Below are 23223 nucleotides of genomic sequence, written 5' to 3'. Positions count from 1 at the left end.
CGGCCTGCGTGTCGTGCAGGTCGTTCGTCCGCGGCGCGCCTGGCCCACGCAAGGCAGGCATAGTGGCTATCATGCCGCCTGCACCGAACAGAGCTGAGCACCCCTGACATGGCAGTACTGCGGTTCGCTTTGGCCCAGCATGATTTCGCCGTCGGCGCGGTCGACGCCAACGGCGCGCGCGCGATCGAACTGGCGCACCGTGCGCGCGAGGCCGGCGCCGATCTGGTGGTCTTCCCCGAATTGGCCATCAGCGGCTATCCGCCGGACGACCTGCTGCGCCGTCCCAGTTTCATCGCGGCCTGCGATGCGGCGATGGAGCGTGTCGCGCGCGAGACCTTCGGCGTCGACGTGCTGATCGGCCACCCCGCGCAGGCGCGCGCCGTGGCGCACACGGCCGACGAGCACGCCTTCCAGCGTCCACTGCTGAATGCGTTGAGTCTGCTGCGCGACGGCGCGGAGCGGACTCGTTACGCCAAGCACGCGCTGCCCAACTACGGCGTGTTCGACGAGAAACGCTACTTCACGCCCGGCACCGATCCCCATGTGATGGACATCGCCGGCGTGCGCGTGGGGCTGCTGATCTGCGAGGACGTGTGGATCGACGCGCCGGTCGACGCGGCCTGCGCGGCGGGCGCGCAGCTGCTGGTGGTGCCGAATGCCTCGCCCTACGACACGGGCAAGCAGACCGAGCGGCTGGCCGTGCTGCAGCGCCAGGCGAAGCGGCATGGCGTGGGCATTGCCTACGTCAACGTTGTCGGCGGCCAGGACGATGTGGTGTTCGACGGCGCCTCGTTGTTGATCGATGCGGACGGCCGCGTCGCCGCGCGTGCGCCGGCGTTCCGCGAGGCGTTGCTGTCGGCCCGCTACGATGCCTCCAGTGGTCGTTTCGTCGCGGAGGACTGGCCCGAGGCCGGCGACGATCCCGAGCAGGCGCTGTACGACGGCCTGGTGTGGGGCATCCGCGACTACGTGACCAAGAACGGCTTCCCCGGTGTCCTGCTGGGGTTGTCCGGGGGCATCGATTCCGCGTTGACGGTGGCGCTGGCAGTGGATGCGCTGGGCCCGGAGCGGGTGCATGCGGTGATGCTGCCCTCGCGCTATACCTCGCAATTGTCTCTGGATGGCGCGCGCGCGCAGGCCGAGGTCCTGGGCGTTGGGTACGAAACCGTTGCCATCGAGCCGGCGTTCGAAGCCATGATCGGTGCGCTGACGCCGGTCTTCGCCGGCAAGCCGGCCGACCTGACCGAAGAGAACCTGCAGGCGCGCATCCGCGGCACGCTGCTCATGGCGCTGTCCAACAAGCACGGTCGACTGCTGCTGGCGACGAGCAACAAGAGCGAGATGGCAGTCGGCTATTCCACGCTGTACGGCGACATGTGCGGCGCCTATGCGCCGATCAAGGATGTCTACAAGACGCAGGTCTACCGCCTGGCGCGCTGGCGGAACCGCCAGGGTGCGGTGATTCCCGAGGCCGTGATCGAACGGCCGCCGTCCGCGGAGCTTCGCGCGGATCAGACCGACCAGGATTCGCTGCCGGCCTATGACGAGCTGGATGCGATCCTGGAGCGTTTCGTCGAGCGCGAGCAGTCGCGCGCGGACATTGTTGCCGCCGGTTTCGACGCCGAGACCGTCGGTCGCGTGGCGACGCTGGTGCTGCGCAACGAGTTCAAGCGCCGCCAGTCGCCGCCGGGTCCGAAGGTGACGCCGCGCGCGTTCGGTCGCGAGCGGCGCTATCCGATCACGTCGGGATGGAAGTGATCCGAACCGTCAGTGGTGATTGACGAAGGGCACCATGCGCTTCCAGACCGAGGCGAAGTGCGGCCAGTTCGGGTCCTTCAGGTACGGATGGTTCGGGAAGTTCAGCTTCAGGACCTCCCGGGCCTGCGCGGCCAGTTTGTCGCGGCCCAGGCTCTTGTAGCTGCGCGACAGGATCGCCAGTGCGTCGCCGGCTTCCGGCGCGCGCTGATAGTGTTCGATCACGTACTTGGCGCGATGCGCCGAAGCCACGTACATCTTGTGCTTCAGGTAGAAGGTGGCCACGTTGATCTCGAACTGAGCCAGGCCGTTGCGCAGGAAGATCATGCGCTGGCGTGCGTCGGCGGCGTACTTGCTGCCGGGGAAGCGGCGGGTCAGCTGGCTGAAGTCGTCGAAGGCCTGCAGGCGGTAGCCCTGGTCGCGGCGCGACTGGTCCTGCTCGACGAAGCGCTCGACGATGCCGGTGGTGCGGTTGAAGTTGATCAGACCGCGCAGGTAGTAGGCATAGTCGATATGCTTGTGCGTCGGGAAGGTCTTGATGAAGCGGTTGATGGTCGAGTACGCATCATCCGGCTTGTTGTCCTTGTACTGCGCGTAGGCCAGATCGACCTGCGACTGCTCGTTGTACTTGCCCGAGGGAAAGCGCGCGATCAGACGCTTGTAGGCCTTCTCGGCGGCGGCGTAGTCGCCTTTCTCCAGTGAGGTGTGGGCGTTCTGGTAGAGCGCGCCGACCGGCATGGTATTGATGTCCGCCTTGTGGCGAAACATCGAACAGGACGCCACGGACAGAACCAGGACGAGAATGCAAAATTGCTTGAAGAAAACGCGCATAGAGGGCAGTCGAGTGCTTGAGCGAAGGGCCATGATAGCGGAAACCGGACGTTCGCCGGTGGCGGCGGCATGAGTGCGGTCCAGCATCGCGCGCAGGTTCCCCTGGACGAGGCGGGTCGGCGTTTGGACCAGGCGCTGGCGGCAATGTTCCCGCAGTATTCGCGCTCCCGCCTCAGCAGTTGGGTGCGCGAGGGCGCCGTGACCGTGGATGGTGCCGTGGTGGCGCCGAAACAGCGCCTGCAGGGCGGCGAGTGGGTGCAGATCGACGCCCGGCTCGAAGACGAGGTGCCGCTGGCGCCGCAGGCCATCGCGCTGGACATCCGTCATGAGGACGACGACCTGCTGGTGCTGAACAAGCCGGCTGGTCTGGTGGTGCATCCCGGCGCGGGCAATGCCGACGGCACGCTGCAGAACGCGTTGCTGCATCACGACGCGCGCCTTGCCGAGCTGCCGCGTGCCGGCATTGTGCATCGCCTGGACAAGGACACGTCCGGCTTGATGGTGGTGGCCAAGACGCTGCCTGCGCACACCGCGCTCGTCGCCATGCTGTCGCGGCACGACGTGCAGCGCCAGTACGCCGCCGTCGTGCGTGGCGCGCTGGTGGCCGGCGGCACGGTCGACGCGCCGCTGGGCCGTCACCCCGTCGACCGCCTGCGGCAGGCGGTGCGCAACGAGGACACCGGAAAACGCGCGGTGACGCACTATCGCCTGCGCGAACGCTACCGCGCGCACAGCCTGATCCAGTGCAACCTGGAAACCGGCCGCACGCATCAGATTCGCGTGCACATGGCCCACGTGCAGCATCCGCTGGTCGGCGATCCGCTCTATGGCGGTCACCTGCACCTGCCCAAGGGCGCGAGCGAGCATCTGGTCGAGACGCTGCGCGGATTCCGCCGTCAGGCGCTGCATGCCGAACGGCTGGCCTTCGTGCACCCGATCCGGGAGGTGGAGATGGCCTTCGAGGCGGATGCGCCCGAGGACATGCAGAACCTGATTGCCGCCTTGCGCGAGGATGCAGCGCAGGCGTGAAGCATTTTCTGCGCGCGTCCACGACCGGGTATGCTGATGCGCTTTCGATGATGGATTGAAGCGCACTCCTCGCATGCACGATTCCTGGATCATTCCCGATTGGCCCGCGCCCGCCACGGTGCGCGCGGCAGTGAGCACCCGAATCGGTCCCGGTCTGTCGCAACCGCCGTACGACCGCTTCAATCTGGGGCTGCGCAGTGGCGATGACGTCGAGGTGGTGCGCAGCAACCGGCGTGCGCTGGTGCAGGCATTGGGACTTCCCTCGGCGCCACGCTGGTTGCAGCAGGTGCACGGCACTACGGTGGCCGAACTCGGACCGCTGGCCGTTGCGGACGAACCGAAGGCCGACGCTGCCGTGTCGCGCGTGTCGGGCACGGTACTGGCGATTCTCACCGCGGACTGCCTCCCGGTTCTGCTGTGCAGCGACGACGGCGGCGAGATCGGTGCTGCGCATGCCGGCTGGCGCGGGCTCGCCGAAGGTGTTCTTGAAGCCGTCGTGCAGTCCATGACCGTGCGCCCGGAACGTCTGCTGGCCTGGTTGGGACCCTGCATCGGTCCGCAGCGCTACGAGATCGATACCCCCGTGCGCGATGCCTTCGTTTCCGTCGACGCACAGGCCGAGGCGGCGTTTCGTCCGACCCGAGCGGGGCACTGGCACTGCGATCTCGCTCTGCTGGCCCGGCAGCGATTGCGCCGACTCGGTGTGACGCGGGTGCATGGTGGCGGTTTCGACACGTACAGCGACGAGCGCCTGTATTCCTATCGCCGCGAAGGGGCGGCCAGCGGCCGTTTCGCCAGCCTGATCTGGACCCGGCGCGCGGTGTGACTTGAAGCCCGTCCGGGCGACCGCATTTCGTTATGCAGAGAGGCGGCGCGGCCGTCCACCATCTTTGCAGGAGAGATCCCGAAATGCGCATGGACAAACTGACCTCGCGTTTTCAGCAGGCGCTGGCCGATGCCCAGTCGCTGGCCGTGGGACGCGACCACAACATGCTCGAGCCCGTGCACGTGATGACCGCCTTGCTAGACCAGCAGGGCGGTTCCACCACGCCGCTGCTGTCGCAGGCCGGCGTCAACGTGCCGCTGCTGCGCGAGCGTCTGGGCGAGATGCTCAATGGCCTGCCGCAGGTCAGCGGGCAGGCCGGCGAACTCAATGTCGGCAACGCGCTGAACCGCGTGCTCAACCTCACGGACAAGCTGGCCCAGCAGCGCGGCGACCAGTTCATCGCCAGCGAGCTGTTCGTGCTGGCGGCGCTGGAGTCCGGCGGCGAGCTGAGCAAGGCGCTCAAGGCCGCCGGTGCCGACAAGGCGCGTATCAATGCCGCCATCGACAAGATCCGCGGTGGCGAGAAAGTCGCCAGTGAGAACGCCGAGGACCAGCGCCAGGCGCTCGAGAAATACACCATCGATCTCACCTCGCGCGCCGAGTCCGGCAAGCTGGACCCGGTGATCGGCCGCGACGAGGAGATCCGCCGCGTGGTCCAGGTGCTGCAGCGGCGCACCAAGAACAACCCGGTGCTGATCGGCGAACCCGGCGTGGGCAAGACCGCCATCGTCGAGGGTCTGGCCCAGCGCATCATCAAGGACGAGGTCCCCGAGGGCCTGCGCGGCAAGCGTGTGCTGAGTCTGGACATGGGCGCGCTGATCGCCGGCGCGAAGTTCCGCGGCGAGTTCGAGGAGCGTCTGAAGGCCGTGCTCAGTGATCTGGCCAAGAATGAAGGCCAGATCATCCTGTTCATCGACGAGCTGCACACCATGGTCGGCGCCGGCAAGGCCGATGGCGCGATGGATGCCGGCAACATGCTCAAGCCGGCGCTGGCCCGCGGCGAGCTGCACTGCATTGGCGCCACCACGCTGGACGAGTACCGCCAGTACATCGAGAAGGACGCCGCGCTGGAGCGCCGCTTCCAGAAGGTGTTCGTGGGCGAGCCGACGGTGGAGGACACCATCGCGATCCTGCGCGGCCTGAAGGAGCGCTATGCGGTCCATCACGGCGTGGAGATTACCGACCCGGCCATCGTCGCCGCGGCCACGTTGTCCAACCGCTACATCACCGACCGTCAGCTGCCGGACAAGGCCATTGACCTGATGGATGAGGCCGCCTCGCGCATCCGCATGGAGATCGACTCCAAGCCGGAGGAGCTGGACCGCCTGGAGCGTCGCCTGACGCAGCTGAAGATCCAGCGCGAGATGCTGAAGAAGGAGACCGACGACGCCTCCAAGCAGCGTCTGGCCGACCTGGAAGCGGACATCGACAAGCTGGAGCGCGAGTTCTCCGATCTCAACGAGATCTGGAAGTCCGAAAAGGCCGCGCTGCAGGGCGCGACCAAGGTCAAGGAGCAGATCGAGGCCGCCCGGGTCGAGCTGGAGGCCGCGCAGCGCCACCAGGACTACACCAAGATGAGCGAGATCCAGTACGGCACGCTGCCGGAACTGGAGAAGCAGCTGGCCGCGGCCCAGGTTGCCGAACAGCAGGACTTCAAGCTGGTGCAGGATCGCGTCACCGAGGAGGAGATCGCCGAGGTGGTATCGCGTTGGACCGGCATCCCGGTGTCGAAGATGCTGGAAGGCGAACGCGAGAAGCTGCTGAAGATGGAACAGGCGCTGCACGAGCGCGTGGTCGGTCAGGACGAGGCCGTGACCGCCGTGTCCGACGCCATCCGCCGTGCGCGCGCCGGCCTGTCCGATCCCCATCGTCCGTACGGTTCGTTCCTGTTCCTCGGCCCGACCGGTGTGGGCAAGACCGAGCTGTGCAAGGCGCTGGCCGGTTTCCTGTTCGACACTCAGGAAGCGATGATCCGCATCGACATGAGCGAGTTCATGGAGAAGCACTCCGTGGCTCGCCTGATCGGCGCGCCGCCGGGCTACGTCGGCTACGAGGAAGGCGGCTATCTGACCGAAGCGGTACGCCGGCGTCCGTACAGCGTGATCCTGATGGACGAGGTGGAGAAGGCGCATCCGGACGTCTTCAACATTCTGCTGCAGGTGCTCGACGACGGTCGCCTGACCGACGGGCAGGGCCGTACGGTGGACTTCCGCAACACCGTCATCGTGATGACCTCCAATCTGGGCAGCCAGATGATCCAGGAGATCGACGGCGAAGGCGAGGAGAGCTACACCAAGATGAAGGCCGCGGTGATGGGTGTGGTGCAGGGTCACTTCCGGCCCGAGTTCATCAACCGTCTGGACGAGATCGTGGTGTTCCGCCCGTTGGAGAAGGCGCAGATCCGCGCCATCGCCAAGATCCAGCTGCAGCAGCTGGAGAAACGGCTGGAGGAGCGTCAGCTGAAGCTGTCCATCGGTGACAAGGCGCTGGACTTGCTGGCCAACGTCGGTTTCGACCCGGTGTACGGCGCACGGCCGCTCAAGCGGGCCATCCAGCAGCAGCTGGAAAACCCGCTGGCGCAGAAGATCCTGAGCGGTGATTTCGCGCCCGGCGACACCATCTTCGTCGAGGCCGAAGGCGGCCATCTGGTCTTCAGCGCCGGCGGCTGACGGCATCGGTACGACGAGAACGAAAAGGCCGCGGTGCATGCCGCGGCCTTTTTCGTGGTGCGTCGTTTCAGCCGAACAGCTTGCTCAGCCCGTGCGGCGGGCAGCGCAGATACTGCGGCGGCGCGTGCGCCGTGGAGCCCAGTTCGGCGGCGGCGTGCCATGGCCAGCGCGGGTCGTACAACATGCCGCGTGCCAGGGCCACGGCGTCGGCCTTGCCTTCGGCGACGATGGCTTCGGCCTGCGCGGCCTCGGTGATCTGGCCCACGGCGATGACCGGCATGGCCACTTCGGCCTTGATCGCCGCGGCGAACGGTACCTGGTAGCCGGGCCCGACCTCGATCTGCTGGCGTGGGTCCAGGCCGCCGCTGGAGACATGGATGAACTGGCAGCCGCGGGCGTCCAGCGCCCGGGCCAGTTCGATACTCTGGGCCAGATCCCAGCCGCCCTCGACCCAGTCGCTGGCGGAGATGCGGATGCCTACGCTCATGCGATCGGACACCGCAGCGCGCACGGCGTCGAAGACCTGCAGGGTCAGTCGCATGCGGTTTTCCAGGCTGCCGCCGAAGTCATCGTCGCGGTCATTGCTCAGCGGCGACAGGAACTGGTGCAGCAGGTAGCCGTGGGCGGCGTGGATCTCGATCAGGTCCAGGCCCAGTCGGTCCGCGCGCCGCGCCGCGTCCGCGAAGGCCTGCGCGACGTCGTCGATGTCCGTCTGTGTCATCGCGCGCGGTGCGGGATCGCCATCGTGGAAGGGGCGGTCCGAGGCGCTGACGACCTGCCAGCCTCGGACGTCGTCGGGCGCGATTGCGGCGCCGCCGTCCCAGGGAACATGCGTGGAGGCCTTGCGGCCGGCGTGCGCAAGCTGGATGCCGAGTGCAGTCGGTGCGTGCTGGCGCAGCGCGCCGACGACCTTGCGCAGCGCCTGCTCGTTGCCGTCGCTGTACAGGCCCAGGTCGGCCCAGGTGATACGACCGCGCGCCTCGACGGCCGAGGCCTCGAAGATCAGCAGCCCAGCGCCGGAAAGCGCCAGATTGCCCAGATGCATCATGTGCCAGTCGGTAGCGCTGCCGTCTTCGGCCGAGTACTGGCACATGGGGGCGACGACGATGCGGTTGGCCAGTTCGAGCGGGCCGAGTTCGAGCGGTGAGAACAGATGGCTCACGTGAGATTCCTTGTGGGGCGGGGAAGGGTTTTCCTGCTGTGTGGGCGAAGGGCGTCGCATGCAAGCGGAGCTCAGCGTTCGTCCTGGTGCATGGTGGTCGCCTCGGCTTCCGTTTCCGCGTCCACCACCGGATGCATTTCCATCGCCGTCGGAGTGGTGCGCAGCATCGGCACGAAGGCCGATGCATCGGTCTGTTCGCGTTCGAACGTGAGCAGCCGGAACGCGACGTAGCCTGCGGTGCCGCCCATGCACAGCACCACCCAGCCGAACAGCCATGCGGTGCCCAGCGATCCCATCAGCAGACCAGCCAGCAGCGGTCCCGCGGCGGAACCGACCCCGTTCACCAGCAGCACGCTGGTACTGGCCGGAAGCAGTTCCTCGGCGGGAACGTGATCGAGCAGGTGAGCGACCACGATGGGATACACCGCGAACGCCATGCCGCCGAAGACGAACAGCAGCACGTTCGCGGTGATGGGAAATCCGGCCAGCATCGGCAGCAGCGCGGCGGCGATCGCGCCCAGCGCGCTGACCACGATCAGCATGATGCGGCGGTCATGGCGGTCCGACAGCCGGCCCATCGGCCATTGCAGCGCCGCGCCGCCGAGAATGAACACGCTCATCCAGGTGCCGATGCCGGCGGCGCCGAGTCCGGTCGAGGCGGCGTAGACCGGCGCCAGGCCCCACATCGCGCCCATGGTCAGACCCGACAGCAGCGCGCCGACGCCGGCGCTGGGAGCAAGCTGGAACAGACGGCGTGTACGCAGGCGCGGCATCGGCTGCACCTCGGGCTGGCGCATGCGCGTGGCCAGGACCGGAAGCGTCGAGGCACACACCAGCAGGGCGACAAGCACGAACAGCACCGCGCTCTGCGACGGACGGAATTGCAGAAACTGCTGCGCCAGCGCCAGCGAGCCCAGATTCACCACCATGTAGGTCGCGAACACGCTGCTGCGCTGCTGCGGCTCGGCCTGACTGTTCAGCCAGCTCTCAATAACGGTGTACAGCCCAACCACGACTACACCGATGGCGAAGCGCAGCAGTAGCCAGATCAGCGGTTGCGTGGTCAGTGAAAGCAGCAGGACCAGGCACGCGAAGCCAGCGGCGCAGAACGCGAACGCCCGGATATGGCCCATGCGCCGCACCAGTGCGGAAATGATGAAGGTGCCGGCGAGAAACCCGGCGAAGTAGGCCGATGTCATGGCGCCGAGCAGGCCGCTGGAGAAGCCCAGCGTGCTGCCCAGCACGGGAATCAGGGTGTTCAGCAGGCCGTTGCCCAGCAGCAGCAGGGCAACGCCGGTCAGCAGCGAGGCAAGCTGTCGAGCCGTGCGGAGCATGAAAAATCCTTCGTGGAATCGTGATCGGTTGGGTCAGGCTGGTGCAGGAACGGCGGTGCCCGGACTGTCTCCGGTCTCGGCGACCGCGTCCAGGAAACCCTGCCCCCAGCGGCCCAGATCGTGATGCTCGACGATATCGAACAGACCCTGCAAGCGGCTGCCGGCTTCCTTGGCGTCCATGCGGATCGCGCGCAGGCAGACTTCGGCCAGATCGTCGATATCGTGGGGGTTGGTCAGCAGCGCGCCCTTCAGTTCGGCGGCGGCGCCGGCGAACTCCGACAGCACCAGCACACCGGCATGCGGATGGCCGACAATGCCCTGCACGGCCACGTATTCCTTCGCCACCAGATTCAGGCCGTCGCGCAGCGGCGTGATCCACATGACGTCGGCGACGCCGTAGTAGGACAGCAGTTCCTCGAACGGCAGCGCGCGGAAGAAGAATTGCACTGGTGTCCAGCCCAGTTTCGAGAAGCGGCCGTTGATGCGTCCGACGGCCTGCTCGATCTGCGTCTGCAGCTGCCGGTAGACGGTCATCTCCTTGGCTGCCGGCACGCATACGCAGAACAGCGTGATTTCGCCGACCAGGTCGGGATTGCGTTCCAGCATGCGCTCGTAGGCCTGCAGCTTCTGCAGCGTACCCTTGGTGTAGTCGAGACGCTCGACGGACAGGATCAATTTGCGGCCGTCCAGTTCGCTGCTGAGATGGCGGCGGCGCTGGCGCGAGTCGTCCGCGTCCAGCAGCCGGCGCACGCGGTCGACGTCCAAGCCGACCGGGTGCGCGCCCAGATGCACGCGACGGCGGCCGACGTCGATGATGCGGCTGACGCGATCGAGTCCGGCGGCGCAGCCGTAGGTGAGGAAGCGCGGCGCGCAGTTTTCGCGCTTGATGACTTTCACCGGCGCCACGCCGCGCACCACGTCGACGAAGTTTTCGACCTGGCGCGGAATGTGGAAGCCGACGTAGTCGCACTGCAGCAGACTGCCGATGATGTCGCGCCGCCACGGCACCACGTTGAACACATCCGCGGAAGGGAAGTGTGTGTGATGGAAGAAGGCGATGCGCACGTCCGGCCGCAGTTCACGCAGGTAGGCCGGCACCATCCACAGGTTGTAGTCGTGGATCCACACCGTGGCGCCGGAGGCGGCCTCGGCGGCGGTGCGCTCGGCGAATGCGCGGTTGACGCGGCAGAACACGCGCCAGTGCTTTTCGCGGAAACGCGCACGCTCCCAGAAGGTGTGTAACAGCGGCCAGAAGGCTTCCTTGGAGAAGGACTTGTAGAAGATGTCGATGTCCTTCTTGGTCAGCGGCACGCGCGCCGCAGTGAGGTCCGGGTAGCGCTTGGCGTCGACCGCGGTGTGCACCTCGAAATCCTCGCCCGACTTCGGATCATGGGTGGACCAGGCGATCCACGACCCCTTGCGTCCGCCAGCGAAGAACGAGAGCAGGGTGGGAATGATGCCGTTGGGCGACTTCGGCCGCCGCCGGTGCACCTGGCCGTCCTCGACGACTTCCTCGTAGGGCAGGCGGTGGTAGACCATCACCAGCTCGGCCTTGCCGGTGTCGGGCACGATGTCTTCGGCATCCAGGTGCTCGGCGTCCAGCAGTTCGAAATGCGCCAGTGCCTCGAGGATGCCGCCGCAGCCGGGTTTCTCGGCATGCAGGGTCTGATCGGTGTTCGCGGTGGCTTCGAGCAGACCAGGTTCGGATCGGCCCACGCAGACACCGGCGAAGCCCTTGCCGTACATCGAGTGATCGTTGAGCGTATCGCCGGCGACCAGCACGCGTTCCTGGGGAATGCCGAGGTGATCGATCAGTCCGCGCAGGGTCGCGCCCTTGTTCACGCCGAACGGCAGGACGTCGAGATACCGTTCGGCCGAATGCAGCAGTTCGCAGCCCAGTTCGCGCACCTGCTGTTCGAGCTTGTCGCTGATGGCGTCGCTGGAGCAGTAATACGAAACGCGGCGTTCCTGTGGCACGTCCTGGCGGATCAGGCCTTCGTGCTCACCGATGTGTTGCACCACGGCCTGTTCGCCCGGCCAGCGTGCGGCGATGCGGCCCTGTAGCGGTTCCACGGCGTGGATGTCGTGGCCGTCGACCACGGTCGCGCCGACGTCGCAGATGATGTAGTCCGGATGCGGCAGCGTGGGATCGGCCAGCAGCGGCAGCACGGCTTCCAGTCCGCGTCCGGTGACGTAGACCAGCAGCATGTCCTCGCGTCGACTGATCAGCTGGTACAGCCGTAGACGCTGCTCCGGCGAGCCGGCCAGGAAGGTGCCGTCCAGATCGGTGGCCAGCAGGCAGCGCACGTCCTCGTGCGAAGTGGCAGGTTCGGGGGGCTGTTCGCTTCGTGCAGTCGGGTTCACGCGGACTCCTCGTCGATGCGGCGAGCTTCGCGGAACCGTGGGCCGGATTGTGGTGCGGTGGCGGTCGTGCGACCGGCAGCGTGCACTGCATGGCGTGAGCCGCTGACTGGCGCGGCGCCGTTCGCGACGTGAACGGGCATCGCGCAACCACCTCCGGGCCGTTGTCGGCTAGCCGCGAAGTGTGCGGTATGCGCAGTGACGGTTTTCATCCTAGCAGGTTCACTGTGCGCGGCGATGAATCGATCATGCATAAAAGGCATGAAGTGTCCCGGCGTTTGGACGCCCATCATTTGGACGTCCAAAAAAAAGGCCCCGCGGGTGCGGGGCCGAAAAGTTGGAGCAGGTTTGCGGTGTATTACCAGTCGTACGCCACACTTCCGTAGTAGTACGCGCCGCTGAAGCCGTACGGCGAAGTCAGCGGGTAGGTCAGGATGCCGTGGTAGTTGTTGTTGGCATCGTTCTTTTCCGGATACACGTTGGTGACGTTGTTGCCGCCCAGCGTGAAGGTCCAGCCCGACTGCGCGTAGCTGACGGAGAGGTCCAGCAGCACCTTGGCGCTGAAGGTCTGGTCCGAGCTGGCGCTGCTGCCGCGCGAGGTCCAGGTGCCGTAGCGCGTGGCCTGGGAGTGGAAGGTCCAGTGGTTCACGGACCAGTCGGCGCCGACGAAGGTCTTGGTGCGCGGCGTGCCCACAGTGATGCGGCCCTGTTCCTGGCGATCGATGATCGGCAGGGTCAGGCCGGCCAGACCGAGCTGAGGCGGATTGTTCGCGATCTTGCGGATGTCGGTCTTGTTGTAGTTCATGCCGCCGGTGAATTTCACCGTCGAGCCGCTCTGCAGGTACCACGGATAGGTCGCCACCAGGTCGGCGCCGCGGGTGCGGGTGTCGACGGCGTTGGTGAAGAAGCGACCGCCGCCGACATCGGTGAAGCCGGCCGACATCAGATAGGTCTGCACCGCGCTGCCGGTCAGGTTGCCCGACAGGATGATGCGGTTGTCGATGTCGATCTGATAGGCGTCCAAGGTGGCGTACAGGCCGTTGGCCGGGGTGAACACCAGGCCGAAGCTGTAGTTGTGCGACTTCTCAGGCTTCAGCGGCTGCGCGCCCAGCGCCTGCGCGGCCGGGTCGTCGACCGGGAAGGTGCGGATCTGCACCGGCACCAGGCCGCTGCCCGTGTTGACGAAGTTCGTCGCGGTGCTGGAGTAGTACTCCTGCTGCAACGACGGTGCGCGGAAGCCGGTCGACACCGTGGCGCGCGCGGCTACGGTGTCGTTGAATGCGTAGCGACCGGAGGCCTTCCACGAGGTGGTGCCGCCGAAGTCGCTGTAGTGCTCGTTGCGCACGGCCAGGCCAGCGCTGAACTTGTTGGTCAGGTCGCTTTCCAGATCCAGGTAGATGGAGCGATTGTGACGCGAATGCGAACCGGCGTCGTTCGGCGTGTAGCCGGAGAACACCTGGCCGCCGCAGCTCGGGTAGCCGCTGGCGCCGAGCACCGGACCGCAGGCGTAGGAGGCACCGTCACCCTGCTTGATCTCGAACTTCTCGTGGCGGTACTCCAGACCCCAGGCCACGGTCACCGGCGCGTCCATGCCCGGGAAGTGCACGTCACGGCTGAAGTCGGCGTTGAGCAGATTCTCGCGGTTGGTCAGCGTGCCGATCTGGAACACGGTCGGCGAGTTCGCGCCGAGCGAGTAGTTCCAGGTGTTGCTGGTGTGCATCTTCCAGTGGTTGCCGCCGGTGTTGTAGCTGACGTCGTAGTTCCAGCCGGCGACCTTGCCGCGCACGCCGAGTACCTCGGAGTCGTCGCGGATGGCGCTGTTCTCGACCGGCAGGTAGCCGCCCGGATACTGCGCCACGGCATTCGGATACTGCGAGGCGTAGGTCGACAGCGAACGGAAGAAGCCCTGCGAGGACACATTGCGCTTGTTGAACAGGCTGAAGGCATACAACTGCGCGTTCGGCGTCAGGTCGTACTGCAGGTTGATCGCGGCCTGCTTGGCCTTGGTCTGCGGCAGGCCGTAGTGGAAGGTGACGGTGTTGTAGGTCGGATCGGCGGGGTAGCGCGGATCGGGGCCGGCGCGGTTGGTCGGGTCCTGGTGCATGTAATTCGCGCTCAGGTGCACCCAGCCGCCGTCGCCCAGCTTGAAGCCGCCGTCGGCGCCGCCGTGCCAGGTATCGCCGTCGCCGGTGTCGTACTGGCCGCCGGTGATGCTGGCCGAGCCGTGCTTGGCGCCGCCCTTCAGGATCACGTTGATGACGCCGGCAATGGCGTCGGAACCGTACTGCGCCGCCGCGCCGTCACGCAGCACTTCGATGTGATCGATGGCGTTGATCGGAATCGCGTTGAGATCGACCGGAGAGGAACCGCGGCCCAGCGAACCGTTGGTGTTCAGTACAGCGGTGGAATGCTGGCGCTTGCCGTTGATGAGCACCAGCGTCTGGTCCGGGCTCAGGCCGCGCAGCTGCGCCGGCTGGGTGGCGTCGGTGGCGTCGGTCACGGACGGTTGCGGGAAGTTCAGCGACGGCAGCAGGGTACGCAGCGCGCTGGCGAGGTTGGTGGCGCCGGTATTCTTCAGGTCCTGCGGCGACAGCACGTCGATCGGCGCCATCGAGTCGGCCTCGGTGCGGTCGAAACTGCGCGTGCCGGTGACGACCACCGTCTGCAGTTCGGTCGCCTTCTTGTTCTTTGCGTTGTCGGTATTCGTGGATTGCGCGTGTGCTGTGGACATCAGCGCAGCTGCGATGCACCCGGCCAGCAGGCTGCGGGTCAGTGTTCTGGACAAAGGCATTGTCGTACTCCCCATAACTCGGAAAAACGAATTTCGCGCAGAGGGTGCTTCAGAGCCTCCGCGCCAGGTATGGACATCCGTTTCTGCTTCGAACCTAGGCGCACTGTTATAAAAATGTCAACGAATATTTCCTCATGGTGTGGTTTTAATGCGCGGTCGTGCACAGCTTCTCCGCGTTGCTCCGGTTTGCCGCAGGCGCGATAATCGTGCGTCTGTGCACTCTGCGCCGATGACGGCGGGGTGCTGGGAATTCCGTGAGAGCGATACTTCCGATGCCGATCTATGCGTTTCAATGTCAGGCCTGCGGCCACGCCTTCGACCGCTTGCAGAAACTGTCCGATGCCGATCCCGAGACCTGTCCGGTTTGCGGCGAACCGAAAGTGCAGCGGCAGGTCACTGCGCCGTCGTTCCGGTTGGCCGGCAGCGGCTGGTACGAGACCGACTTCAAGAAGGACGGTGACACCAAGCGCAATCTGGCGGACAAGGGCGACAAGCCCGCTGCCGCAGATGCGCCGGCCGCCAAACCGGCAGAGAAACCCGCAAGTCCAGCGCCTTCCGCGGACTGAACAGTCGGGCTTGAATACGCAGGGGATCGCGGCCGTTGCGACAAGGTGACGAAGGCGAATGCCCGTGGCAGGCAGGCTCAGCGTCCCTGGGTGTGCCAGATCGTCGTGCCCAGCGTGCGGCCTGCGGGAGGATGACCCGTGGCGTGCCGCGAGCCGCGAGCACGTCGATCCGGGCGGTGATAAGAGAAGCGGTGGCGATGACTGCATAGTTGAGTGCACCGGACAGACCATGTTCCCGGTGCGCGATCTGATTCTTTCCAGCGGAACATGCATCAATGGACGATGCAAATCGCTACAGGTCCATACGGCAAAGGTGCTGCTCCGAGACGCAAAGGCATGAGCCGTTCGTGCAGGGAGCGTTCCGCCCGCGACTCCCGGTGATAAGGTCCGGGAAGGCTTTGCTGCGAGAACGACGTCGACAGCGAAGCGGCCCGTATCCGGTTCGGATACGGAGGTACTTCATCCGTGATCGGAGGCGGTCATGAACATATCCATCTCCACGCTGTATGCGCTCGCCACGAGCGTGCTGTCCGGGGTCATGCTGTTCGGGTCGGTCCCGGCTCAGGCACAGACGCGCCAGACCGACACTGTCTACTGCGCCAGTAACAGCAACAAGTACCAGGAGTGCGCCATGCCGTGGCGGGATGCGCGACTGGTGCGGCAGGAGTCCAAGTCCGCATGCGTTCGCGGTCGGAGCTGGGGCGTCAATCGTCACGGAATCTGGGTGAAGAACGGCTGCCGCGGGCGCTTTGCCGCGGCGGGTCGAGCGCACCGCTACGGACACAGCGACTGGCGGCACGCAACGCATCATGGCGAACACCGTCGCGGATACGGTCGGGATCGAGAAATCCGTCTGCAGTGCGACAGCAACAAGAAGCGCTACCAGATGTGCCGTGTGGACGTGGGTCGTCGCGGCTACGTGCGGCTGGTTCATCAGATGTCCGATGCGCGCTGCACCAAGGGCTACAGCTGGGGCTACAACCGCGCAGGCGTGTGGGTCAGCCACGGCTGTCGGGCCAAGTTCGTCGTTCATCGGCGCTGGTGAGGCGTTCGGCGCGTCGATCGCCAAGGAGGGTGCCGGACCGTCCCGAATGGCGGCGATCCCGGCCGATGCGCCGGCGATGGTAGAATTCCGGGTCTTTTTCATCTGCACCGCCGCTCAGCGGCCCGGAGTTCCAAGCGCATGCGCACGCATTACTGCGGCCTCATCGACGAGGCGCTGATCGACCAGACCATCACTCTTTGCGGCTGGGTGGACGGCCGTCGCGATCACGGCGGCGTGGTGTTCCTGGATCTGCGCGATCATGAGGGCATCGTGCAGGTCGTGGTCGACCCGGATACCGAGGCGGCCTTCGCCACCGCGGTCGAGGTCGGCTATGAGTTCTGTCTGCGCGTGAAGGGCAGGGTGCGTGCGCGCGTGTCGTTCAACGACAAGATGAAGACGGGCCGCGTGGAAGTGTTGGCCAGCGAGGTCGAGGTGCTGAACGCGGCGCGTGATCTGCCGTTCGCGCTGCACGAGAACCCCAACGAGGACATGCGCCTGACCTACCGCTATCTGGACCTTCGCCGTCCGGAGATGCAGCGCATGATGCGCACGCGCATCCGTCTGGTGCAGGCGCTGCGCCGCCGTCTGGATGCGGCCGGTTTCCAGGATATCGAGACGCCGATCCTGACCAAGGCCACGCCCGAGGGCGCGCGCGACTACCTGGTGCCCAGCCGTGTGCACGAGGGCGAGTTCTACGCGCTGCCGCAGTCGCCGCAGCTGTTCAAGCAGATCCTGATGATGGCCGGCTTCGACCGCTACTACCAGATCGCGCGCTGCTTCCGCGACGAGGATCTGCGTGCCGACCGTCAGCCGGAATTCACCCAGCTCGACATGGAGTTCGCCTTCGTCGAAGAAGCCGACGTGCAGGACTACGTCGAGAATCTGATCCGCGAGGTGTTCGACGAGGTCGTCGAGGCGCAGCTGGAAGCGCCGTTCCCACGCATGACCTGGCACGAGGCGATGCGTCGCTTCGGCTCGGACAAGCCGGACCTGCGCATCGCGCTGGAGCTGGTCGATGTCGCCGAGGCGGTCAAGCATGTCGAGTTCAAGGTCTTCGCCGGCCCGGCCAACGATCCGAACGGTCGTGTCGTCGCGCTGCGCGTGCCCGGCGGCGCGGAGCTGTCGCGCAAGCAGATCGACGAGCTGGCCGCGCACGCTGCCAAGCACGGTGCCAAGGGCCTGGCGTGGATGAAAGTCGACAACGCCCAGGGCGGTCTGGAGGGCGTCAGTTCGCCGGTGGCCAAATTCCTCGACGAGAAGGCGCTGTCCGGCATCCTCGAAGCCACGCAGGCGGCCGATGGCGACCTGCTGCTGTTCGGCGCCGGTCCGTGGGGCACGGTCAGTGAGTTCATGGGCGCGCTGCGGCTGAAGGTCGGCAAGGACCGAGGTCTGGTCGAGAATAGCTGGAAGCCGCTGTGGGTCACCGATTTCCCGATGTTCGAGCACGACACGGAAGCCGGTCGCTTCGTGGCGCTGCACCACCCGTTCACCGCGCCCAAGGCCGACGATGTCGCCATGCTCAAGGCCGATCCGCACAACGCGGTCAGCCGCGGCTACGACATGGTGCTCAACGGTGCCGAGATCGGCGGCGGCTCGATCCGTATTCATCGTCCGGACATGCAGAGCGCGGTGTTCGAGCTGCTCGGCATCGGCGAGCAAGAGGCCGAGGCCAAGTTCGGCTTCCTGCTCAAGGCGCTGAAGCTTGGCGCGCCCCCGCATGGCGGCATCGCCTTCGGCATCGACCGCATCGCTGCGTTGATGGCCGGCACGGAATCGATCCGCGACGTGATTGCCTTCCCCAAGACCACCAGTGCGCAGGATCTGATGACCGCCGCCCCGTCGCCGGTATCCGTGGCGCAGCTCGACGAGCTGCACGTTCAGGTCGCGCCGAGCGCTTCGGACGACTGACGCGCGGCCGGCGCCGGCGCTGCTCGGATGAGTGCGACATCCTGCCGGCGTTTTTCGCCGGCAGGTACGCGTTCACGTAAACCCTACGTTTGACGCAGTAAGCTGCGGGCTGTTTTCACCGAGCCACTGAACCCTCGCATGTCCGACCACCTCATACTGCTGCATGGACTGTGGATGCGCGGCATCGCGCTCCTCATGCTCCGGCGACGCTTCGAAAGCGAGGGTTTCGAGGTCGACGTGTTCGACTATCTCAGCGTGGCCGCGCCGCTGGAACGCACGCTGGAGCGTTTGCGCAAGCAGCTGCGCGAGACGCCCGACACGGTGCATGTGGTCGGCCACAGTCTCGGCGGTCTGGTCGCGCTGCGCGCCTGCCGCGGACAGGACGACCTGCCGCTCGGCCGCATTGTCTGCATGGGGTCGCCGCTCAACGGCAGCGCCTCGGCGCAGCGGCTGGCCGAGGCCGGCGGCGCCTGGATGCTGGGACACAGCAAGGAACTGCTCGAACACGGCCTGCAGCGCTGGGACGGCAAGCGCGAGGTCGGCGTGATTGCCGGTTCCAAGCCGGTCGGCCTGGGCGCAGCGCTGGGTTCGCTGCAGGGCGACCACGACGGCAGCGTCGCGGTCAGCGAAACGCGCTTGCCGGGCATCCGCGACCACTGCGTGGTGACGGCCAGCCACAGCGGTCTGATTTTCTCCGCCGAAGCGGCGGCCCAGGCCGTGCGATTTCTGCGTCAGGGACGGTTCGAGCATGCGCATGACAAGGCGGGTGTCGAAACGGTTTCATGATCGCCCCGTGCCTGCATTAGAATTGCGTCTTTCGATTTCTTGACGGAAGCAGCACATGGCCGGACATTCCAAATGGGCCAACATCCAGCACCGCAAGGGCAAGCAGGACGCCGCGCGCGGCAAGGTGTTCACCAAGCTGGTGCGTGAAATCACCGTGGCCGCGCGTATGGGCGGCGGCGATCCGGATGCCAATCCGCGCCTGCGGCTGGCCATGGACAAGGCGGTGGCCGTGTCCATGCCCAAGGACAACATCGAGCGCGCCATCAAGAAGGCCACCGGCGAGCTGGAAGGGGTCGAGTACGAGGAGATCCGCTACGAGGGCTACGCGCCGCACGGCGTGGCGGTGCTGGTCGAATGCATGACCGACAACCGCAACCGCACCGTGGCCGAAGTGCGTCACGCGTTTTCCAAGTTTGGCGGCAACCTGGGCACGGAAGGTTCCGTGGCCTACATGTTCAAGCGCCTCGGCGTGCTGTCGTTCGCACCCGGCGCGGACGAGGACAAGATCACCGAGATCGCGATCGAGGCCGGTGCCGAGGACGTGACGACCTTCGACGATGGCGCGCTGGAAGTGCTGACCGATGCGGACAATTTCCAGGCGGTCAAGGACGCCATGGTCGCCGCCGGTCTGGAACCCGACGATGCCGAGATCACCCAGCGCGCCGATGTCGAGGTGGCGCTGGAAGGCGAGGACGCCCAGACCGTCGCCAAGCTGCTGGATTTCCTCGAGGATCTGGACGACAGCCAGAATGTCTATTCCAACGCCGATCTGCCGGCCGAAGCGTATGCGTAAGCGCGCGCTTCGCCGCGGATGGACGGGGATCGCGGTCGCTTCGTGACCGCATCCACCACAACGACGCAGCCGGCGGCACCCGCCGCCGTGCGTATCCTGGGCATCGATCCCGGCAGTCAGCGCACCGGCGTCGGCATCATCGACGTCGATGCCAAGGGGCGCAGCGTGCATGTGTTCCATGAAACGCTGACGGTGCTGGGCGAGGGCGGATTTCCGCAGCGCCTGAAACGCATCTACGACGGACTGTGTGCCATCATCGCCGAGCACCGGCCCGGCGAAGTGGCCATCGAGCGCGTGTTCATGGCGCGCAATGCCGATTCGGCACTGAAGCTGGGACAGGCGCGCGGCGCGGCGATCTGTGCTGCGGTCAGTCAGGGGATGAGTGTGCACGAATATGCCGCTTCGGAAGTGAAACAGGCCGTGGTTGGCGGCGGCCGCGCGGACAAGACACAGGTGCAACACATGGTGAGTGTGCTCTTGGGCCTGAAAGGCCCGATCCAGGCCGATGCCGGCGACGCGCTGGCAATCGCTTTGACGCATGCGCACACCCGCGCCAGCACGGCGCGCGTGGGCATTCCGCGCAGCGCCTGGAGACGACGTCGATGATCGGGCGGCTGCGCGGCATTCTGGTATCCAAGCAACCGCCGTGGCTGCTGGTGGACGTGGGTGGCGTCGGCTACGACGTCGAGGCGCCGATGTCGACCATCTACGACCTGCCGGCCACCGGCAAGGAAGTCACGCTGCTGACGCATCATGCGGTGAAGGACGACAGCGTGGTGCTGTACGGCTTCCTGCAGACGTCCGAGCGCGAGCTGTTCCGCAGTCTGCTGAAGGTCAGCGGCATTGGCGCGAAGATCGCGCTGGCGGTGCTGTCGGGCGTGTCCACCGACGAATTCGCGCGCCTGGTGCAGGCCGGTGACGTGACGGCACTGACCAAGATCCCCGGTATCGGCAAGAAGACCGCCGAGCGCATGGTGGTCGAGCTGCGCGACCGCGTGGACGGTCTGGCCGTGGCTGGCGTCACCCGCATCGGCGGTGGCGAGCCCGCGCCGCAGGACGCCCAGTCCGAGGCGGTCATCGCGCTGCAGCAGCTCGGCTACAAGCCGGCCGAGGCCGCGCGTCTGGCGCAGAAGGCGACCGCCGAGGGCGACGACGCCGAAACCATCATTCGCAAGGCATTGCGCGCCGCTCTCGGCGGTTGAGCAACGGAAACGACATGAGCGAACAGACGCAGCAACCCCTTCCGCCGTCCGGCGAGCAGCTTCACGGCAGCATTCCGGCGCTGGTGCTCGGCGCCATCGGCGTGGTGTTCGGCGACATCGGTACCAGTCCGCTGTACACGATGCAGGAAGTGTTCCTGCCCGAGTACGGCCTGGAGCCAAAGCACAGCACGGTGCTGGGTGTGCTGTCGCTGGTGACTTGGGCCTTGATCACCGTAGTGGCGGTCAAGTACGTCAGTCTTGTGATGCGCGCGGACAACCGTGGCGAGGGCGGCATCATGGCCCTGATGACCATGGCCCAGCGCGCGGTCGGTACCGGCTCGGTGCGAATGCGCCGCATCGTCATGCTGATGGCACTGCTGGGTGCGGCGCTGTTCTTCGGCGACGGCGTCATTACGCCTTCGATCTCGGTGCTTTCCGCGGTGGAAGGCCTGGAAGTCGTGGCGCCGCATCTGGAGCACTGGGTGGTGCCGTTGGCGGTGGTGGTGCTGCTGGGTCTGTTCTGGTTGCAACGGCACGGCACAGCCAAGGTGGGTGCTCTGTTCGGGCCGATTTGCGTGGTGTGGTTTCTGTCGCTGGCTGTCATTGGGGTCTGGAACATCATCCAAGCCCCGGATGTACTGGCGGCACTGAATCCGATCTATGCGGTGGACTTTTTCCGCCTGCATGGCAAGTACGCATTCATCGCGCTGGGCGCGGTGGTGCTGTGCGTGACCGGCGCCGAGGCGCTGTACACCGACATGGGTCATTTCGGTCGCAAGCCGATCCGCCTGGCCTGGTTCTTCTTCGTGATGCCGGCGCTGCTGCTGAACTACTATGGTCAGGGCGGCCTGCTGCTGCATCATCCCGAAGCGATCAGCAATCCGTTCTATCACGCGGTGCCGGACTGGGCGCGCTACCCGATGATCGGCCTGGCTACCGCAGCGGCGGTGATCGCTTCGCAGGCGGTGATCTCGGGTGCGTTTTCGGTGACGCGGCAGGCCATCCAGCTCGGCTTCGTGCCGCGCATGCAGGTGGTGCACACCTCGCCCGAAGCCATCGGCCACATCTTCCTGCCGTGGGTGAATCGCCTGTTGATGGTGGCGGTGATCCTGACCGTGGTGGCGTTCGGTTCGTCCAAGGCGCTGGGCGGTGCGTACGGTATCGCCGTGACCGGCACCATGGCCATCGACACGATTCTGGTGATGATGGTGGCCAAGCGGCTGTGGAACTGGAGCTGGCTGGTCGTGCTGCCTGTCGGCCTGGCACTGCTGACCGTGGATCTGGCGTTCTTCGGCGCCAACACACTGAAAATTCCCGATGGCGGCTGGTTCCCGCTGGTCATGGGTCTGTTCCTGTTCACCATCATGACCACCTGGCGGCGCGGTCGCGAGCTGGTGGTGCGCGAGATCAAGCAGGGCGGTCTGGCGCTGCAGCCGTTCATCGAGAACATCGCCGAGCACCCGCCGACGCGGGTGCCGGGTACGGCCATCTTCCTGACCGCCAACCAGAGTTCAGTGCCGCATGCGTTGTTGCACAACCTCAAGCACAACAAGGTGCTGCATGAACGCAACGTGTTGCTCACGGCGGAGACCCTGGAGACCCCGGTCGCCGACGCCGACGAGCGCATCGAGATCACCGCGCTGGGCGGCGACTTCTTCCTGCTGACCCTGCGCTTCGGCTTCGCCGAGGACCCGGACATTCCGCAGGCGCTGGCGCTGTGCGGTCAGCGTGGTCTCGACTTCGACATGATGGACACCACGTTCTTCCTGTCGCGCGAGACCATCGTCGCCGACACTCGCCGTCCGGGCATGGCACTGTGGCGCGACAAGCTGTTCGCGTTCCTGTCGCGCAATGCGCTGCCGGCCACGGCGTTCTTCCAGATTCCGGGCAACCGCCTGATCGAGCTGGGCGCGCAGGTGGAGATCTGAGGCAAGGCTTGCGGTACGTTTGGTGTGCGGAGCGGGGTGCCGGGCTTGGGCAGGGCTTGCGGCGAGTATGGTGCGGAGCAGGACCGGTTTTTGCGGCGAGCTTGAATCGTGCGGGGTACCGGGTTCACTTATGGGCCACGCTACGTCGCCTACGTGTAGGGATATCGTGCCCATAAGTGAACCCGGTACCCTGGCAAGCTCCGGCATGACGGCAAGTCTTGTCCTGGCAAGCTCTGG

17 protein-coding genes are annotated in these 23223 nt (G+C 66.1%); 12 read left to right on the top strand and 5 right to left on the bottom strand.

The features are described 5' to 3' along the window. Nucleotides 1–108 precede the first annotated feature (108 nt). Nucleotides 109–1758: an NAD+ synthase gene (locus tag BTJ49_RS02190; protein WP_113063705.1), complete on the top strand. Its 1650-nt coding sequence runs from the start codon at nt 109–111 to the stop codon at nt 1756–1758. A gap of 9 nt (nt 1759–1767) precedes the next feature. Here BTJ49_RS02190 and BTJ49_RS02185 read toward each other — a convergent pair whose 3' ends face one another. Beyond that, entirely contained in the window at nt 1768–2586 is an 819-nt protein-coding gene (locus BTJ49_RS02185) for an outer membrane protein assembly factor BamD (protein ID WP_113063704.1), read from the bottom strand. A gap of 69 nt (nt 2587–2655) precedes the next feature. Here BTJ49_RS02185 and rluD point away from each other — a divergent pair, with 69 nt between their 5' ends. The 3 genes from rluD (at nt 2656) to clpB (ending at nt 7110) form a co-directional block, all read left to right on the top strand. Then, a complete protein-coding gene (rluD, locus tag BTJ49_RS02180; RefSeq protein ID WP_113063703.1) occupies nt 2656–3615 on the top strand; it encodes a 23S rRNA pseudouridine(1911/1915/1917) synthase RluD in 960 nt (319 codons plus the stop codon). Nucleotides 3616–3688: 73 nt separating this feature from the next. Then, nucleotides 3689–4441 carry a peptidoglycan editing factor PgeF gene (gene pgeF, locus BTJ49_RS02175; RefSeq protein WP_113063702.1) on the top strand — a complete coding sequence of 251 codons (753 nt, stop codon included), beginning with the start codon at nt 3689–3691 and terminating at the stop codon, nt 4439–4441. A gap of 83 nt (nt 4442–4524) precedes the next feature. Beyond that, complete coding sequence (gene clpB / locus BTJ49_RS02170) at nt 4525–7110, top strand: ATP-dependent chaperone ClpB (protein WP_113063701.1); 2586 nt, start codon at nt 4525–4527, stop codon at nt 7108–7110. Nucleotides 7111–7177: 67 nt separating this feature from the next. Here clpB and BTJ49_RS02165 read toward each other — a convergent pair whose 3' ends face one another. The 4 genes from BTJ49_RS02165 to BTJ49_RS02150 all read right to left on the bottom strand — a co-directional run bounded on the left by BTJ49_RS02165 (nt 7178) and on the right by BTJ49_RS02150 (nt 14758). Continuing rightward, a complete protein-coding gene (locus BTJ49_RS02165) occupies nt 7178–8332 on the bottom strand; it encodes an NADH:flavin oxidoreductase/NADH oxidase (protein ID WP_113063700.1) in 1155 nt (384 codons plus the stop codon). A gap of 11 nt (nt 8333–8343) precedes the next feature. Beyond that, a complete protein-coding gene (locus BTJ49_RS02160) occupies nt 8344–9606 on the bottom strand; it encodes an MFS transporter (protein ID WP_113063699.1) in 1263 nt (420 codons plus the stop codon). A gap of 33 nt (nt 9607–9639) precedes the next feature. Next, nucleotides 9640–11970 (bottom strand): glucosylglycerol-phosphate synthase, encoded by a 2331-nt coding sequence (ggpS, locus tag BTJ49_RS02155; protein WP_113063698.1) that lies wholly within the window; start codon nt 11968–11970, stop codon nt 9640–9642. A 355-nt stretch (nt 11971–12325) separates the two neighbouring features. Continuing rightward, on the bottom strand, nt 12326–14758 hold the full coding sequence (locus tag BTJ49_RS02150; RefSeq protein ID WP_113063697.1) for a TonB-dependent receptor: 2433 nt from the start codon (nt 14756–14758) through the stop codon (nt 12326–12328). A gap of 272 nt (nt 14759–15030) precedes the next feature. On the opposite strand from BTJ49_RS02150, the gene BTJ49_RS02145 reads away from it, so the two are divergent. From BTJ49_RS02145 to BTJ49_RS02110, 8 genes are all read left to right on the top strand, one after another. Further along, the gene (locus BTJ49_RS02145; RefSeq protein WP_113063696.1) at nt 15031–15324 is read left to right on the top strand and encodes a zinc ribbon domain-containing protein; all 294 of its coding nucleotides are present in this window, start codon (nt 15031–15033) and stop codon (nt 15322–15324) included. A 481-nt stretch (nt 15325–15805) separates the two neighbouring features. Beyond that, on the top strand, nt 15806–16369 hold the full coding sequence (locus tag BTJ49_RS02140) for a DUF3011 domain-containing protein (protein ID WP_113063695.1): 564 nt from the start codon (nt 15806–15808) through the stop codon (nt 16367–16369). A 138-nt stretch (nt 16370–16507) separates the two neighbouring features. Then, on the top strand, nt 16508–18277 hold the full coding sequence (gene aspS / locus BTJ49_RS02135; protein ID WP_113063694.1) for an aspartate--tRNA ligase: 1770 nt from the start codon (nt 16508–16510) through the stop codon (nt 18275–18277). A 138-nt stretch (nt 18278–18415) separates the two neighbouring features. Further along, nucleotides 18416–19063, top strand: a complete 648-nt coding sequence (locus BTJ49_RS02130; protein ID WP_113063693.1) for an alpha/beta fold hydrolase — start codon at nt 18416–18418, stop codon at nt 19061–19063. Between the two features lie 55 nt (nt 19064–19118). Continuing rightward, nucleotides 19119–19856, top strand: coding sequence for a YebC/PmpR family DNA-binding transcriptional regulator (locus BTJ49_RS02125; RefSeq protein ID WP_113063692.1), 738 nt, complete (start codon nt 19119–19121; stop codon nt 19854–19856). An 87-nt stretch (nt 19857–19943) separates the two neighbouring features. Next, nucleotides 19944–20462 (top strand): crossover junction endodeoxyribonuclease RuvC, encoded by a 519-nt coding sequence (gene ruvC, locus BTJ49_RS02120; protein WP_113064011.1) that lies wholly within the window; start codon nt 19944–19946, stop codon nt 20460–20462. Then, on the top strand, nt 20459–21058 hold the full coding sequence (gene ruvA / locus BTJ49_RS02115; RefSeq protein WP_113063691.1) for a Holliday junction branch migration protein RuvA: 600 nt from the start codon (nt 20459–20461) through the stop codon (nt 21056–21058). The genes ruvC and ruvA overlap by 4 nt, the downstream gene beginning before the upstream one ends. 14 nt (nt 21059–21072) lie before the next feature. Beyond that, entirely contained in the window at nt 21073–22986 is a 1914-nt protein-coding gene (locus BTJ49_RS02110; RefSeq protein ID WP_113064010.1) for a potassium transporter Kup, read from the top strand. Nucleotides 22987–23223 lie beyond the last annotated feature (237 nt).

This window comes from Oleiagrimonas sp. MCCC 1A03011 (assembly GCF_003267965.1).
Lineage (GTDB): Bacteria > Pseudomonadota > Gammaproteobacteria > Xanthomonadales > Rhodanobacteraceae > Oleiagrimonas > Oleiagrimonas citrea.
This window is presented reverse-complemented; position numbering and strand designations above follow the sequence as displayed.

What these genes read in the sequence shown, in the direction of transcription:
- BTJ49_RS02190 (WP_113063705.1), top strand. Translation starts at nt 109, where the DNA reads ATGGCAGTACTGCGGTTCGCTTTGGCCCAGCATGATTTCGCCGTCGGC.
- BTJ49_RS02185 (WP_113063704.1), bottom strand. Translation starts at nt 2,586, where the DNA reads ATGCGCGTTTTCTTCAAGCAATTTTGCATTCTCGTCCTGGTTCTGTCC.
- rluD (WP_113063703.1), top strand. Translation starts at nt 2,656, where the DNA reads ATGAGTGCGGTCCAGCATCGCGCGCAGGTTCCCCTGGACGAGGCGGGT.
- pgeF (WP_113063702.1), top strand. Translation starts at nt 3,689, where the DNA reads ATGCACGATTCCTGGATCATTCCCGATTGGCCCGCGCCCGCCACGGTG.
- clpB (WP_113063701.1), top strand. Translation starts at nt 4,525, where the DNA reads ATGCGCATGGACAAACTGACCTCGCGTTTTCAGCAGGCGCTGGCCGAT.
- BTJ49_RS02165 (WP_113063700.1), bottom strand. Translation starts at nt 8,332, where the DNA reads ATGCGACGCCCTTCGCCCACACAGCAGGAAAACCCTTCCCCGCCCCAC.
- BTJ49_RS02160 (WP_113063699.1), bottom strand. Translation starts at nt 9,606, where the DNA reads ATGCTCCGCACGGCTCGACAGCTTGCCTCGCTGCTGACCGGCGTTGCC.
- BTJ49_RS02150 (WP_113063697.1), bottom strand. Translation starts at nt 14,758, where the DNA reads ATGCCTTTGTCCAGAACACTGACCCGCAGCCTGCTGGCCGGGTGCATC.
- BTJ49_RS02145 (WP_113063696.1), top strand. Translation starts at nt 15,031, where the DNA reads ATGCCGATCTATGCGTTTCAATGTCAGGCCTGCGGCCACGCCTTCGAC.
- BTJ49_RS02140 (WP_113063695.1), top strand. Translation starts at nt 15,806, where the DNA reads ATGAACATATCCATCTCCACGCTGTATGCGCTCGCCACGAGCGTGCTG.
- aspS (WP_113063694.1), top strand. Translation starts at nt 16,508, where the DNA reads ATGCGCACGCATTACTGCGGCCTCATCGACGAGGCGCTGATCGACCAG.
- BTJ49_RS02130 (WP_113063693.1), top strand. Translation starts at nt 18,416, where the DNA reads ATGTCCGACCACCTCATACTGCTGCATGGACTGTGGATGCGCGGCATC.
- BTJ49_RS02125 (WP_113063692.1), top strand. Translation starts at nt 19,119, where the DNA reads ATGGCCGGACATTCCAAATGGGCCAACATCCAGCACCGCAAGGGCAAG.
- ruvA (WP_113063691.1), top strand. Translation starts at nt 20,459, where the DNA reads ATGATCGGGCGGCTGCGCGGCATTCTGGTATCCAAGCAACCGCCGTGG.
- BTJ49_RS02110 (WP_113064010.1), top strand. Translation starts at nt 21,073, where the DNA reads ATGAGCGAACAGACGCAGCAACCCCTTCCGCCGTCCGGCGAGCAGCTT.